This is a genomic window from Pseudomonas sp. FG-3G, assembly GCF_901007645.1.
Lineage (GTDB): Bacteria > Pseudomonadota > Gammaproteobacteria > Pseudomonadales > Pseudomonadaceae > Aquipseudomonas > Aquipseudomonas rhizophila.
In genome coordinates this window covers 82,141-95,633 of record NZ_CAAKGZ010000032.1, presented here as the reverse complement: position 1 = coordinate 95,633, position 13,493 = coordinate 82,141, and the positions used below count along the sequence as shown (strand labels likewise).

13 protein-coding genes and 1 tRNA gene are annotated in these 13,493 nt (G+C 58.4%); 4 read left to right on the top strand and 10 right to left on the bottom strand.

From position 1 onward, the window contains the following. Positions 1 to 415 precede the first annotated feature (415 nt). The 10 genes from PSEUDOMOFG3G_RS21775 to PSEUDOMOFG3G_RS21730 all read right to left on the bottom strand — a co-directional run bounded on the left by PSEUDOMOFG3G_RS21775 (position 416) and on the right by PSEUDOMOFG3G_RS21730 (position 8,885). A complete protein-coding gene (locus PSEUDOMOFG3G_RS21775) occupies positions 416 to 604 on the bottom strand; it encodes a hypothetical protein (RefSeq protein WP_139051107.1) in 189 nt (62 codons plus the stop codon). A 66-nt stretch (positions 605 to 670) separates the two neighbouring features. Beyond that, a complete protein-coding gene (locus PSEUDOMOFG3G_RS21770; protein WP_139051106.1) occupies positions 671 to 1,513 on the bottom strand; it encodes a chromosome segregation protein SMC in 843 nt (280 codons plus the stop codon). 91 nt (positions 1,514 to 1,604) lie between these two features. Beyond that, a complete protein-coding gene (locus tag PSEUDOMOFG3G_RS21765; protein ID WP_139051105.1) occupies positions 1,605 to 4,499 on the bottom strand; it encodes a DUF927 domain-containing protein in 2,895 nt (964 codons plus the stop codon). Next, positions 4,496 to 4,765 (bottom strand): DUF3077 domain-containing protein, encoded by a 270-nt coding sequence (locus tag PSEUDOMOFG3G_RS21760; protein ID WP_139051104.1) that lies wholly within the window; start codon positions 4,763 to 4,765, stop codon positions 4,496 to 4,498. The genes PSEUDOMOFG3G_RS21765 and PSEUDOMOFG3G_RS21760 overlap by 4 nt, the downstream gene beginning before the upstream one ends. Then, complete coding sequence (locus tag PSEUDOMOFG3G_RS21755; RefSeq protein ID WP_010457912.1) at positions 4,762 to 5,052, bottom strand: hypothetical protein; 291 nt, start codon at positions 5,050 to 5,052, stop codon at positions 4,762 to 4,764. Before PSEUDOMOFG3G_RS21755 ends, PSEUDOMOFG3G_RS21760 begins: the two co-directional genes overlap by 4 nt. Positions 5,053 to 5,586: 534 nt before the next feature. Then, on the bottom strand, positions 5,587 to 5,892 hold the full coding sequence (locus tag PSEUDOMOFG3G_RS21750; protein ID WP_139051103.1) for a hypothetical protein: 306 nt from the start codon (positions 5,890 to 5,892) through the stop codon (positions 5,587 to 5,589). Beyond that, the gene (locus tag PSEUDOMOFG3G_RS21745; protein ID WP_003205554.1) at positions 5,889 to 6,170 is read right to left on the bottom strand and encodes an AlpA family transcriptional regulator; all 282 of its coding nucleotides are present in this window, start codon (positions 6,168 to 6,170) and stop codon (positions 5,889 to 5,891) included. The genes PSEUDOMOFG3G_RS21750 and PSEUDOMOFG3G_RS21745 overlap by 4 nt, the downstream gene beginning before the upstream one ends. A gap of 101 nt (positions 6,171 to 6,271) precedes the next feature. Further along, entirely contained in the window at positions 6,272 to 7,111 is an 840-nt protein-coding gene (locus tag PSEUDOMOFG3G_RS21740) for a hypothetical protein (RefSeq protein ID WP_139051102.1), read from the bottom strand. 282 nt (positions 7,112 to 7,393) lie between these two features. Next, the gene (locus PSEUDOMOFG3G_RS21735) at positions 7,394 to 8,635 is read right to left on the bottom strand and encodes an integrase arm-type DNA-binding domain-containing protein (RefSeq protein ID WP_139051101.1); all 1,242 of its coding nucleotides are present in this window, start codon (positions 8,633 to 8,635) and stop codon (positions 7,394 to 7,396) included. A gap of 165 nt (positions 8,636 to 8,800) precedes the next feature. Continuing rightward, positions 8,801 to 8,885: transfer RNA gene (locus PSEUDOMOFG3G_RS21730), tRNA-Leu, on the bottom strand. A gap of 108 nt (positions 8,886 to 8,993) precedes the next feature. Here PSEUDOMOFG3G_RS21730 and queA point away from each other — a divergent pair. The 4 genes from queA (at position 8,994) to secD (ending at position 13,484) form a co-directional block, all read left to right on the top strand. Then, positions 8,994 to 10,043 carry a tRNA preQ1(34) S-adenosylmethionine ribosyltransferase-isomerase QueA gene (queA, locus tag PSEUDOMOFG3G_RS21725; protein ID WP_025211994.1) on the top strand — a complete coding sequence of 350 codons (1,050 nt, stop codon included), beginning with the start codon at positions 8,994 to 8,996 and terminating at the stop codon, positions 10,041 to 10,043. A gap of 14 nt (positions 10,044 to 10,057) precedes the next feature. Continuing rightward, positions 10,058 to 11,173: a tRNA guanosine(34) transglycosylase Tgt gene (tgt, locus tag PSEUDOMOFG3G_RS21720; protein ID WP_160891620.1), complete on the top strand. Its 1,116-nt coding sequence runs from the start codon at positions 10,058 to 10,060 to the stop codon at positions 11,171 to 11,173. Between the two features lie 43 nt (positions 11,174 to 11,216). Beyond that, positions 11,217 to 11,552, top strand: coding sequence for a preprotein translocase subunit YajC (gene yajC / locus PSEUDOMOFG3G_RS21715; protein WP_007956696.1), 336 nt, complete (start codon positions 11,217 to 11,219; stop codon positions 11,550 to 11,552). A 63-nt stretch (positions 11,553 to 11,615) separates the two neighbouring features. Next, entirely contained in the window at positions 11,616 to 13,484 is a 1,869-nt protein-coding gene (secD, locus tag PSEUDOMOFG3G_RS21710; protein WP_139051100.1) for a protein translocase subunit SecD, read from the top strand. Positions 13,485 to 13,493 lie beyond the last annotated feature (9 nt).

Here is a 13,493-nt window from a genome sequence, read left to right as displayed (position 1 = left end):
CGCAACGCTACTATGGCTAAATCCACTCCTGCTACTGGCATTCCATCCACGCTGGATGCTTGGACAGGAAAATGACATCTGGGCAGGTGCTATCGCGCTCAGAAACGCCTCTGATCTCAACGCATTCGAGCGACTCCTTTTGGCCGAGGGTGTGTAAAAACATTTTTGAGCGCGACAGTTACTCAAAACCGGACTGAAAATCGCGCTTCTATGCGAAATCCACATCTGCTGACGTGCCGATAAATTTCAGATTTAACGTAGATGCGCACACTTCAATTTTGGCGAAGCGTTTTTACACACTCTGGACCGAAAGCTGCCCTCTTAAATGTGAGGGTGGGACTGAACAGTTAAACCTGTCGGCTCAACCAACTACCTATAGAGCGGGCAGCGGAAGCCGTATAGGCTTCCACGTGCGTTAACTCCGGCGCTTCAATTGCTGATCGATGAGGCTCAGCTCTGCTTTGATCGCGTTGGCGGTGAGGCTTTGTATTGCTGTGCTTTTCCCCCAGCGAGAGCCCATGAGCTTGAGCAGGCTGCTCAGATGGGTTTTCCTTGTCTTCAGCGTTTCGGTACGACTGGGGCTGTTCTGCATGGCAGTGTTCATAGTGCTGATCCTTGGGCAGTGTTTAAACAGCCCACACACGTGGGCTGTTTCAGGTTGGGCAGGTCGTTACAAAGCCAGCACGTCTTGCACCTTGTACCGCACTGAGCGCTCCGACAGGTCACTCCAGTCCCAACTGCTGAAATTTTCGCCTTGCTCTGGAACGTTGAGCTTGAGCAGCGCAACAGGATCCCGGTCGATCATCCGACGCGCCGCGCAAAGTTGTCCGCCTACATCAAGCAAAGCCTGAGCCGCCTCATTCCACTTCTCTTCAAGCACCGCGTTGGCGAGGTGCAGCGCCTTGTTCTCAATTTTTTGATGTTCTTGCTGCGCTTCAGCGATGTGTTGATCGATGGTGGACAGCTCTTGTTCGAGAGCGCTGATCATCAGCTGTTGACGACGGTTTTGTTCGGCTACCGTCGCGAGGTTTTTGGCGGCTTTTTGAGCGTCAGCGTTAGCGGTCTTCTCGCCTTCGGTGTCGCCCCATGCAACAGCCTGAGCGTAGGCAGTGGCCGCTTCGGTCTCAGCCTGACGTGCCTTCGCCATTTCGTCTGTGGCTTGCTGACGGATTTCATTCAGGCGTGTGCTGACACTCTGGCGCTTTTCGTTGAGCTCGTGCTCGTCGGCTTTCCACGTCGCCATGGCGTCGCGGTAGCCCGCCATCAGGGTTTCGTGATTGGCGATGTTTTCGCGTCGAACAATTTTTTGATTTAACTGATTGATTTCAAAGTCCAGTGAATCACATTTTCTTTTCCGGTCGGCGTACTGATCCTGCACGTCCCGCTCCCGGCCTCGCTGGATAGACTCGGGGGCGGCTAGAGCGGTCTCATAGTGCAAGAGTTCGGCTCGCAGGCGTTCCACTTCGGAGGTCAGTCGTTCACGGCGGTCTTTCAGTTTTTGGATGTCGTTCATTGTTTCGTCTCTGTGTAATTCGATTGGGTTGGGTTGAGCGGCTGGCGAGGCCGGGAATCAGCCGGCGCTACCTCGATCAGTAGGGATGCCGTCAGGCAGCCCGAGCCTCGCTCTCATCCGTTCCCGGAATCGTCTTCACGATGTAGCAGCGTTGCGGGCCGAGGCCAGGCAACCGGACCAAGCTCGATGCCTTGCCATCGCTACCAGGTTCCAACACACCCCGGTGCAGCAGCTCCTTGTTCACGGCGTTGATGTTCATGCCCCGAAATATCTCGGAGCGCCATGCCTCGGGCAGCACGTAGTAGGTGTGGGTGGTGTGCATGGTGTCGCCCATGCCGTGCTCCAGCGTCTTGCGAAAGCCCAGGCGGTCAATGGTGCGTGGCCCATGCTCGTCGATCTTCGCGGCGGCGGTTTCCCAGCGGGTGAAGCGGCTTTCCCCAAAGCGCTCGATGATCTGCCGGAGACGGGCCAAAATCGCATCGCCTTCTAGGTTTCCTGCACCGCCGCGCTCATTCAGCCACGCGCTTAGGCACACACGTGCTGCTGTGGTCGCGGTGCCGTCGGGCCAGCCGGTAATGCCGAGAGCGGTCGCCAGCTCTCCGGCTGCGGCGGCCAGCCCAAAGCGTGCGGCGGCCCGGTGTGCCTGCCCACTGGCCGAAGCGGGGAGGGCTTTGGCAACGAACGCTTCTAGAGTCCGACGGAGGATGGTTGACCAACCGTGCATCTTGCCGGGCTCGCAAAGGGCCGCCAGGAACGCGGTGAGTGGCGTGCCGTAGTATTTGGCTACCCGAGCCTTGAGCGCGTCAGAGAGGGCCGCTGCGTCGTCGAAGCCACTCAACACGTCGAACATGCCGAGGCCTTTACTGGCATCCGCCGGTACGGCGAGCATGCGCACTTCCATGCCGGCTTTCAGTTCCTTGTTTGCCTCGGCCATGTGCTGCGCCAACGTCTTCTCGCCGGTCGAGAGAAACAGTAAGCGCCACTCCTGTACCTGTCGGCCTGCTTGTCCTCGATCATTGGCGCGAGCCTTGCCGGTGCCATTGCCCAGCATGTACACCGTTTCACCGATGATGCGCGGGTCGCACATGCCGATTTCATCCAGCACCAGGAGCCCGTCCGAATGCGCGGCGGCGATGGATTCCAGGGCGTTGTCTGTCGAGCGCCAGGAGCGCACCACACGTGGTCCGCCATAGATCGAGGCGGCCACTTGTAGGTGGGTGGTCTTGCCACCGGAGCTGTCACCGTAGAGGTGAAACCCGCCCGACTCGTGACCGAGCATGTTCAACAGCGGTCCCGCAAAGGCCACGCTGACGACGAACGCCAAACGATGGTTGCCGACGCACAATGCGCCGATTTGCTCCTGCCATTGTTCCAGCGTGCCGGACTCGCTGATCGGTGGGAGTTGTGCCCCAGCCTCATAGAAGTGCAGGTGTTCGTCATGCGAACCGATCTGCCGTTCGGGCAATAGGAAGGCATTCCCGTGCCAGCCCAGCCGAGTGACCAGACGAGCCCGTTGCGCGCTGTCAAAGCCCTGCAAATAGCTTTGTAGGTCGTTGCGTGCGTTGCGTCCTGAACGGCTGCCCGCCAGACGTAGACCCATGTCCACCAGAGGGCCAAGCACGTCCTTGCCAAAGTCGCCGGTCATGGTGCGGGCTGGAATGTTCCAGCGCTTTTTCTGGCCGTCCGGGTCGTCGAACTCGACCAGCAAGCCCCAGTTGTGGCCCTTGTCGTCACGGGTGCGAGCGAGGATCTCCAGAGGCGAGCACACAGGCCGCGCTTCGCCGTCGTCGCCAGAATAAAACACGCCTTCTGGGGTCAGGCGAAAACCGCCGGGCAAAAGGTCATTTTTTGATTTGGCTGGCCGCTTGGTTTTGGGCTGCACCTTTGTTTCGACTTCTCCGGCCGGAGCGGGAGCGGGTGCTGAGCCAAACAGCTCGCCAGTGCGCTCCAGCTCGGCGAGGTGGGCCGATGTCCAGCCCTTGGCGAGTGCGTCGGCTGCATCGTCGCCATCGTCCCATTGACCCCCTTTGGCAAAGGTAGGTTTGCCATTCTTGAACGTGGGCTTGCGTTTGAAGACGTCCAGGGCGATTGCTTGCACTGAGACAGCACCGATTTCACGCAGCTTTTCCGCGACGGCCTCCATGCAACTCTGACCGCTGGAGTCGTTGTCCGGCCACAACAAGACCGCCCGCCCTTTGAGTGGTGTCAGGTCGGCCTTGTGCCAAGAGTTGGAACCGTTCGGCCAGCAGGTCGCCACATGGCCCGGCATCAACTCGGCAGCGGCATCGGCGGCTTTCTCACCTTCGCACAGTACGACCGGGGCATCGAGCCGTTGCGACAGTTCGTCCAAGCGCAGAAGAGGGCGCGGATCGGGCAGACCTTGCCACCGCCATTGAGTGGTTTGGCCGTCGGCGCGTTGGCACCAGGTCAACGGTGCAAAGACTTTCCTTGGCTTGCCGTCTTCGTCGGGCCCCAGGTCAAAGCGATAAAGCGCCATGAGGGGGTGGCCTTGGGCATCGCGATAGATCCACACCTTGGAGGGCGCGCCGTGTTGCCGATGCTTGGCCGGACACTTGTTCATGGCCTCGACCGGGATCGGCTGAATGACGATCCATTCCGGTGCTTTGCTTTTGCTCGGTACAGGCTTCGATTGCGCGGCGCCTGCCGATACGTGCAGCAGATCCGCCAGCTTGTTACAGGCTTCGATGTCTGTCCCGCCATCGATGTAGCGCACCAGGTCGATCAGGTCACCGCCCTTGTCACCGGTAGCAAAGTCCGCCCAGGTGCCTTTGCTCAAGTTGACCTTGAGCGACCCGGCACGTTTGTCCGTGCGGGTCGGATTGGGGGCGGTGTATTCCTTGCCGCCATCGACCCGTTTGCCATTGGGCAGCCAGTGAGATAGCACGCGATCAATGTCCTTGAGTGCGGCACTTTTCACGTCGGCGAAGCTGGGGCGTTTTGTTGGGTTATTCATGCGCTGGGTCATATATCGGCCGCCGGCATAAACATCGCATCGTTCACGTCATCGATCAGGGCTTTTGCCATTTCGCCCAGGTAAAGCGCGCACCAGCTGTAGCGCTCGCCCTTATCGCTCATGGCGGCATCGAGGGAGAGTTGATTGGCGTAATGCTGGAGGAGCGAAACCGTTTCGAGTGCATCCTCAATAGGAATGCCCGCATTCACCCGAAACACGCCCTGGCCGGATGTTTTATTGAAAAACGACGCTCGGCCTAGTGTGGTGTGCGCGCTCATACGGCACCGCCTTTCTGATCCATCGGAACAGACGTGGTGTCTCCGTGCAGGGTTAGGGTTTTGATCAGTCCCAGGGTGCCCCGGACATCCCAAATAACAGCGGCCAGGACGTGATTGGCTAGGCGTGGTCTGTCGCTTTCGCTTTCGAAATGGTCCTCAAGCAACATCAGCACGGACTCTGCGCGGTTGATAGCACAGGTGATTGCATCAACCGGGACACCCTTCTCGATGTCTTTGCTGACGCAGAGCAGGTCTTCGGGCAAGGCGAAGCTGAGGGAGGAATTCATTGGGCACCGCCTGCGGCTTCGAGAGCGCGAGCTTTGACCATATGGGCGTTGTAACGGGCAAGACGAGTAGCGAGGCTGGAGTTGGCGTGTAGAGCGGCGAGAGCCATTGCACGGTGTGCAGCGGCGCGAAATTTGGACGGATTGAGGGCGTGTTTCATCTAACGGAACTCCTGTATGTGAGGAGCTGCCACGGTTCGCCGTCAAACGAATTAGGGTGGCAGCTGTGCGCAGGTTGACGGACCGGGCATACAGGACCCCGGCAGACCCGAAGGTCTCCCACGCACAGCCACCATGAAACGAGAATGCGGGCACAAAAAAAGCGCCTGCAATCGGTATGGGGGCGCCTGTGCGCCTGTATGTACTCGGGCCGTCAAACCCGGTCGCTGATTTTGCAGCGACGACCAGAGAGTAACGTCCGTTTTTCGAAAGTGCAACTATGGGGGTGTCTTGCGGATTTTTCGGGTGTGGCATAAATTGTTCGTGCATGTAGATTTACCTCAACGCCTCCGGATCGCCCCCGGAGGCGTTTTCGTTTCAGGCATTGACTTCCCAGCGCAGGGAAACAAAGGGTAAGAGGTCGCCATCTAGGCAGGCGCGTGCATCTTCGTAGGCGTCGATTTGTTGGCCTTCGTCAACGATGATTGCTCGAGGCGCTTCGCAGGGAACTGACAATGCGCACCAGGTACCGTCGGCCCAACAGAGCACGGCGACCACACGACCTTGTTTGTCCTGCTGGCTGCGGTAGCGCTCCAGGCGTTGCATGAGGCGAGGCGGGAAGCCGATCTGACGAAGAATAGAGAACGGGTGCATCAGGGCTTTGTTGGCGATCTTGCGGCTCATGCGGCCACCTGATCACGGGCCTCGATGCGGCTGCGTGCCCATGCTTGGACTTCAGATAGAACCCAGGCGACCGGCGCACCGCGAGCATTGCTGTTGCTCAGTTTGACGGGCTGAGGAAAGCCACAGTCAGGACGCTGCATCAGCTTGTAGATGGTGGACCGTTTCATCCCTACGATGCCTTCGACTTCACGCATGCGGATCAACGTCGAGGTGGCATCAAACAGCGAGGGGGAATTTGCAGGAGCCTTGCGGGAAAGGCCGGTGATTGAGGTATTCATAGGTATTGCTCTCGATTGATTTGGACTGACGAGAGCAATGATCTAGGCGATGAAATGCGGTGAGCAGTTCACTTCCAATTGAAATTCGATTGAAATTTCAGTTACAGAACAAAGTTGCGTTTGAGGATGGCCTCTACGCTTTTGCGCGTGAGTGCTTTTTCCGTTTCAAGAGCGATCCACTCGGGACGCTGTTTCGACGTCTTCGCCACTTCCCGCACCAGCCAAGCATGCACGGCGCTAGGGATATTTTGGTTCTCCATGCCTTTCGCCTGTAGACGTTTCGCCTGCACAACGATGGCTGCGTCTCGAACACTGATGTCCTTTCTACGCTCCATGCCGCTGATGATGCCGCCTTTTTTGCGGGTCGCATTCTTGATCGCTCGATCAGCGACGGGCGTCAGTTCATCATCAATCAAGCAGGGCAGGGACGTGATTGGCTCCAGATAAAGGACGTACTGATCGAGCGCCTCAATGCGCTCATCCGGATTGGCCTGTATCTCCACGAGCTGACAGTAAAGCCCCCACGACAAGTCAGTCGGAGGTTCTGAGAGATGGGACCAAGCCTTTTGATTGGTTGTCCGCATCCAATCGTTTAGCGCCCCCAATGCTTTAACAGCGCAAGCCATGATGTAGGCTGCGTGGGCATCGCGATCCGAAACCGTCTCACATTTGCTGTACTGACGAACCCAGTGGGCGAGACGTGCCCTGGTGTCGGTGGAGGCATACTGAAAAATTGTCTCTTCATGCATTGTCGTCTTGATGCAGAGGCTGCTGGGATCGAAGTCGTTGCTGTCGTCGCGAACGCGAAGACAGCATTGTTCGATCAAATAGCACACGTCATGAATCTGTTCACGGCAGAGCTTGTATAGCGGCTGTGCCGAGAGAAAACTCATTAGCCCCGAGGTAAACGCGGAATCTACTAGGGATTGATGATCAGCCATGGCCGAGCGTCTCAGGCGTTGTGTCGCGCTTTATCCCACGCCCTGTGTGTCGCAAGTGAAGCCAGCGTGAATCGCTCGATGACCAGGCACGTCTAACGTCAGCCCACAGTGAGTTAGGGGGAGTGGACGCGTTACACATTGAGGCAGTGTCACACGCGGTGTACGGATGTTTGCGCGGGCGTGTAACAGGCGTGAAAGCCAATGAAAGCGGGCGTCTGGTGAGGTTAGTTACACGAGTAACACCCGTAACATGATTTTTGAGGGGGGTATGGTAGTGGGTGCTCATACAGCCTTACCGAACTGACCTTGAATAACATTTCCGGCTTCAAGTGCATCAAGGTGATCGGCATACCACTGCATCATCTTTATGCGTTGCTCAAGGTACTGGGCTTTGTTGTACACCCCGGAGATCCCTTCTTCTTTATGGGCGAGTTGCGCTTCGACGTGCTCTTTCGGCCAACCATGTTCTCTGAGTAGAGTGCTAGCGGTATGGCGGGTGCCATGACCGACTAAACGTCCCTTGTAACCAATAGTCGCGAAGACCTTGTTGATGGTGTTCTCACTGATGGTCGGGTTTTTAGCGCCGACTCCGGGGAACAGCCATCGGCTGCGCCCGGTTAGACACCGAAGCTCTACGAGGGCTGACACCGCTTGTTTAGGAAGTGGGCATACAAAGTCCCTTCGCATCTTCATCTTGGCGGCAGGTGTGGTCCAGATCGCTTTATCAAGGTCGAACTCTTTCCATTCGGCTAAGCGAACCATGCCCGGTCGAGATGCCGTCCATATGCAAAGCCATGCCGCAGTTCGGGCCGTCAGTCTACTTGGAGTATTTTTTAGCGCAGTCAGAAAGTCGCCAAGCTCGGGCTCTAACAAATGTGGATGTTGCTGGGTCTTTGGCGCTTGGGCGGCGATATCGCGAAGGCGACTCCCTGGATCATTTTCGGTCAAGCCTAAACCAATGGCCCGCCCAAAGATCTGATTGATCCAAGTGCGACACTTTTCCGCGACGTTGTGCGCGTCTCGGGCTTCAATGGATGCTTGGAGCTTTGCGCAATCAGTGCGGGTAATCTCGTCGAGAGGTTTATCCCCCAATGCAGGAAGAATGTCTTTATCGAGGTATGTACGGATTTTGTTGAGGGTGGAGGGAGCTAGACCCTTTTCCTCTTTTGCCCTGAGCCACGCATCGGCAGCCGCACGGAACGTTCGCGTCTTGGCTGCATCAACGGCCGCTTTAGCAGAGCGTTTTTGTTCTAAAGGGTCCTCGCCGCTACTAACTACCTTGCGGAGCGCAGCAGCTTTGTCCCGTGCCAGTGCGCCGCTTACTTCTGGATAACCCCCTAGCCCCATCCAAGCCCAATTGCCCGCCGGACGTTTGTAGCGGAGCTGCCAGGATTTACCGCCATCAGGTTTGACCCGGAAGTAAAGGCCGTTCCCATCGAGCTCTCGGTATTCCTTTGACTCCGGCTCCAACCCCGCGAGTGTCGTATCAGCGAGAGGGCGGCGCTTGATGTCTGCGCGCTTCATCCTTGTATCCCAAAGTTAGGTATTTTCCTGAGGATACAAGCTGGGATACAGGGATACAACGGATAGGAAGAGACAGGGATGGATAGACAGGCACAAAAAAACCGGCTCAAGTGGCCGGTTTCTCTGGGTCTGAGAGTCTGGTAGAGACTTTCAGATACTGCTATATGGTGCCCCGAGGGAGACTCGAACTCCCACTCCTTTCGAAAACGGATTTTGAATCCGCCGCGTCTACCAATTCCGCCATCAGGGCTCAATGGCGGCGAAGTATAGAGAGGTGCCTACCGTTGGTCAATCACGTTTCATGGTGAATTTTTGATAATTCCGCTAGACTTTCCGGCCCTGCTAGACGAACCCCATCATGCGTGTTGCTGACTTTACCTTCGAACTCCCTGATTCGCTGATCGCTCGCCACCCTCTGGCCGAGCGTCGCGCCAGTCGACTGTTGACCCTGGACGGGGTCAGCGGTGCCATGGCTCACCGTCAATTCACTGATTTGCTTGAGCATTTGCGCCCGGGCGATTTGATGGTGTTCAACAATACCCGGGTGATTCCGGCGCGTTTGTTTGGCCAGAAGGCCTCCGGCGGCAAGCTGGAGATTCTGGTGGAGCGGGTGCTGGACAGTCACCGTGTGCTGGCCCATGTGCGCTCGAGCAAGTCGCCCAAGCCGGGTTCGTCGATTTTGATCGACGGCGGCGGTGAGGCGGTGATGGTGGCGCGGCATGACGCGTTGTTCGAGTTGGAATTTGCCGAAGAGGTATTGCCGCTGCTCGACCGTGTCGGGCACATGCCGTTGCCTCCTTATATAGACCGCCCGGACGAAGGTTCGGACCGCGAGCGTTATCAGACCGTGTACGCCGAGCGCTTGGGGGCGGTGGCGGCGCCGACGGCGGGGCTGCATTTTGATCAGCCGTTGCTGGAGGCGATTGCCGCCAAGGGCGTGGAGACGGCGTTTGTGACGCTGCACGTCGGCGCCGGGACGTTCCAGCCGGTGCGGGTCGAGCGTATCGAAGATCACCATATGCACAACGAATGGCTCGAAGTGAGCCAGGAAGTGGTCGATGCCGTGGCGGCCTGCCGCGCTCGCGGTGGGCGGGTGGTGGCGGTGGGGACCACCAGTGTGCGGTCGCTGGAAAGCGCTGCGCGCGATGGCGTGCTCAAGCCGTTCAGTGGCGACACTGACATCTTTATCTACCCGGGCCGGCCGTTTCATGTGGTTGATGCCCTGGTCACCAATTTTCATTTGCCCGAATCCACGCTGTTGATGCTGGTTTCGGCGTTCGCCGGTTATCCCGAAGCCATGGCCGCCTACAAGGCCGCCGTCGAGCATGGATACCGCTTTTTCAGCTACGGTGATGCGATGTTCATCACCCGTAACCCCGCGCCACGCGGACCCGAGGAAACAGTATGAGTCGCACCTGTCGCATGTCCTTCGAGTTGCTTGCTACCGATGGCAAGGCTCGTCGCGGTCGTCTGACCTTCCCCCGCGGTACGGTGGAAACCCCCGCGTTCATGCCGGTGGGCACGTACGGCACGGTCAAGGGCATGCTGCCTCGGGATATTGTGGCCACGGGCGCGGAGATCATCCTCGGCAACACTTTCCACCTGTGGTTGCGCCCGGGCATGGAGGTGATCAAGGCCCACGGTGACTTGCACGATTTCATGCAATGGAAAGGTCCGATTCTGACCGACTCCGGCGGTTTCCAGGTGTTCAGCCTGGGTGCGATGCGCAAGATCAAGGAGGAGGGTGTGACCTTCGCTTCTCCGGTGGATGGCGCCAAGGTGTTCATGGGGCCGGAAGAGTCGATGCAGGTCCAGCGCGACCTGGGCTCGGACATCGTGATGATCTTCGACGAATGCACGCCGTACCCGGCCGATGAAGACGTGGCGCGGGTGTCCATGGAGCTGTCGTTGCGCTGGGCCCAGCGCTCCAAGAACGCCCATGGCGAGAACACGGCGGCGCTGTTCGGCATCGTCCAGGGCGGCATGCACCAGGATTTGCGCATGCGCTCGCTCGAAGGCCTCGACAAGATCGGCTTCGACGGCCTGGCCATTGGCGGTCTGTCGGTGGGCGAACCCAAGCATGAAATGATCAAGGTGCTCGATTACCTGCCGGGCCAGATGCCGGCTGACAAACCTCGTTACCTTATGGGCGTTGGCAAACCGGAAGATCTGGTTGAGGGTGTGCGCCGCGGTGTGGACATGTTCGATTGCGTGATGCCAACCCGTAATGCCCGCAATGGGCATCTGTTCATTGATACAGGCGTGCTGAAGATCCGTAACGCGTTCCATCGCCATGATGAATCGCCGCTGGATCCGACCTGCGATTGCTACACCTGCCAGAACTTCTCCCGTGCTTATCTGCACCATTTGGACAAGTGCGGCGAAATGCTGGGTAGCATGTTGAATACCATCCACAATTTGCGCCATTACCAGGTGCTTATGGCTGGTTTGCGCGAGGCTATTCAACAGGGTACATTGGCCGCCTTTGTCGATGCCTTCTATGCCAAGCGCGGGTTGCCTGTTCCGCCCTTGGACTGAGTTTTCCGATCCTAAGATTCAATACTTGCAACTGGAGTGCTAAATGAGCTTTTTTATCTCTAATGCCATGGCTGATGCCGCTGCCCCTGCAGCAGCGCCAATGGGTGGCGGTTTCGAGTGGATTTTCCTGGTTGGCTTTCTGGTCATCTTCTACCTGATGATCTGGCGTCCACAGGCCAAGCGTGCCAAAGAGCAGAAGAACCTGCTCAGCAGCCTGCAAAAGGGCGATGAAGTGGTCACCACCGGCGGCATCGCTGGCAAGATCACCAAAGTGGCCGATGACTTCGTGGTACTGGAAGTGTCCGACACCGTTGAAATGAAATTCCAGAAGGGCGCCATCGCGGCCACGCTGCCAAAAGGCACGCTGAAAGCGATCTAAGTAACAACTTCTATTCAATCGACGGGGCGCGCAAGGCGCCCCGCGTCATAAGCGGGCGGCGTGATGCTGAACAAATACCCTCTGTGGAAATATTTACTGATCCTGGCGGTGCTGGCGGTCGGTCTGATTTATTCCGCTCCCAATCTTTATCCTGATGACCCGGCCATTCAGGTCAGTGGCGCAAGCACTGCCTTGCAGGTCACTCAGGCCGATCTGGACCGTGCGAGCGCTGCGCTCAAGGCGTCCGGTATCGAAGTGAAGGCCGCGACCGTTGCCGAAGGCGGCAAGGGCGGTTTGTTGCGTCTGCTCAAGGCTGAAGACCAGCTGCCGGCCAAGGACGTGGTGCGCAAGGCCCTCGGTGACGACTATGTCGTGGCCCTGAACCTGGCCCAGACCACCCCGCAATGGCTGCGCAACCTCGGCGCGCATCCGATGAAGCTGGGTCTGGACTTGTCCGGTGGTGTGCACTTCCTGCTGGAAGTGGACATGGACAAGGCGCTGGATGCACGCTTGAAAGTCTACGAAGGCGACGTCAAGAGCCTGTTGCGTAAAGAGCGTCTGCGCTATCGCAGCCTGCCGCAGCTCGACGGTGCCATTCAGCTGGGTTTCACTGACGAAGATGTACGCGAGAAGGCCCGTGCGCTGATCCGCAAGAACTTCAACGATTTCGACATTGTGCCAGCCGACCTCAATGGTCAGCCGGTGCTGCGTCTGGCGATGACCCCGGCCAAGCTGGCGGAAATCCGCGAATACTCCATCAAGCAGAACTTGACCACGGTGCGTAACCGGGTCAACGAGCTGGGTGTGGCCGAGCCGATCGTGCAGCGCCAGGGCGCCAACCGCATCGTGGTTGAGCTGCCGGGCGTGCAGGACACCGCCGAAGCCAAGCGTATCCTCGGCAAGACCGCCAACCTGGAATTCCGTCTCGCGGCCGAACCGGGTGCTTCCCGCGCTACCACCGAGAGCTTCGAGTTCCGTGAAGGCGGTCGTCCGGCGGCGCAGATCGAGCGCGGCCTGATCATCACCGGTGACCAGGTGACCGACGCCCAGGCGGGCTTCGACGAGCAGGGTCGCCCACAGGTGAACATTCGCCTGGACGGCCACGGCGGCGAACTGATGAGCCGCGCCACGCGCAGCAACGTCGGTCGCAGCATGGCGGTGATCTTCATCGAGCAGAAGCCGACCACCACTTACACCAAGCAAGTGGTCAACGGCGTCGAGAAAGACGTACCGGTCCAGACGTTCAAGGAAGAGAAAAAGATCATCAGCCTGGCGACCATCCAGTCGCCGCTGGGCAGCCAGTTCCGCATCACCGGCCTCAATGGCCAGGGTGAATCCTCGGAACTGGCCCTGCTGCTGCGTGCCGGTGGTCTGGCTGCGCCGATGTACTTCGCTGAAGAGCGCACCATTGGCCCGAGCCTGGGTGCCGACAACATTGCCAAGGGTGTCGATGCATCGCTGTGGGGCATGCTGTTTGTCTCGCTGTTCATCATCGCCATCTACCGCTTCTTCGGCCTGATCGCCACGGTTGCGCTGGCGGTGAACATGGTGCTGCTGCTGGCGCTGATGTCGCTGCTGGGGGCTACGCTGACCCTGCCGGGTATTGCCGGTATCGTGTTGACCATGGGTATGGCGGTGGACGCCAACGTGCTGATCTTCTCGCGGATTCGTGAAGAGATCGCCGCGGGCATGTCGGTCCAGCGGGCAATCAACGAAGGCTTCGGCCGGGCATTTACTGCGATTATCGATGCCAACCTGACCACCTTGCTGGTGGGCGGGATTCTCTTCGCCATGGGCACCGGCCCGGTGAAGGGCTTCGCAGTGACCATGTCCCTCGGGATCTTTACCTCGATGTTCACAGCCATTCTGGTGACCCGTGCAATGGTCAACCTGATTTATGGTGGCCGTGACTTCAAGAAGTTGTGGATTTAAGGGGCTGCC

Excerpts from the sequence above, each read along its gene's own strand:
- PSEUDOMOFG3G_RS21770 (WP_139051106.1), bottom strand. The coding sequence starts at position 1,513 with ATGAACGACATCCAAAAACTGAAAGACCGCCGTGAACGACTGACCTCC.
- tgt (WP_160891620.1), top strand. The coding sequence starts at position 10,058 with ATGTCCTTCGAGTTGCTTGCTACCGATGGCAAGGCTCGTCGCGGTCGT.
- PSEUDOMOFG3G_RS21750 (WP_139051103.1), bottom strand. The coding sequence starts at position 5,892 with ATGAGCCGCAAGATCGCCAACAAAGCCCTGATGCACCCGTTCTCTATT.
- PSEUDOMOFG3G_RS21740 (WP_139051102.1), bottom strand. The coding sequence starts at position 7,111 with ATGGCTGATCATCAATCCCTAGTAGATTCCGCGTTTACCTCGGGGCTA.
- PSEUDOMOFG3G_RS21765 (WP_139051105.1), bottom strand. The coding sequence starts at position 4,499 with ATGACCCAGCGCATGAATAACCCAACAAAACGCCCCAGCTTCGCCGAC.
- secD (WP_139051100.1), top strand. The coding sequence starts at position 11,616 with ATGCTGAACAAATACCCTCTGTGGAAATATTTACTGATCCTGGCGGTG.
- PSEUDOMOFG3G_RS21735 (WP_139051101.1), bottom strand. The coding sequence starts at position 8,635 with ATGAAGCGCGCAGACATCAAGCGCCGCCCTCTCGCTGATACGACACTC.
- PSEUDOMOFG3G_RS21755 (WP_010457912.1), bottom strand. The coding sequence starts at position 5,052 with ATGAATTCCTCCCTCAGCTTCGCCTTGCCCGAAGACCTGCTCTGCGTC.
- PSEUDOMOFG3G_RS21760 (WP_139051104.1), bottom strand. The coding sequence starts at position 4,765 with ATGAGCGCGCACACCACACTAGGCCGAGCGTCGTTTTTCAATAAAACA.
- PSEUDOMOFG3G_RS21775 (WP_139051107.1), bottom strand. The coding sequence starts at position 604 with ATGAACACTGCCATGCAGAACAGCCCCAGTCGTACCGAAACGCTGAAG.
- queA (WP_025211994.1), top strand. The coding sequence starts at position 8,994 with ATGCGTGTTGCTGACTTTACCTTCGAACTCCCTGATTCGCTGATCGCT.
- yajC (WP_007956696.1), top strand. The coding sequence starts at position 11,217 with ATGAGCTTTTTTATCTCTAATGCCATGGCTGATGCCGCTGCCCCTGCA.
- PSEUDOMOFG3G_RS21745 (WP_003205554.1), bottom strand. The coding sequence starts at position 6,170 with ATGAATACCTCAATCACCGGCCTTTCCCGCAAGGCTCCTGCAAATTCC.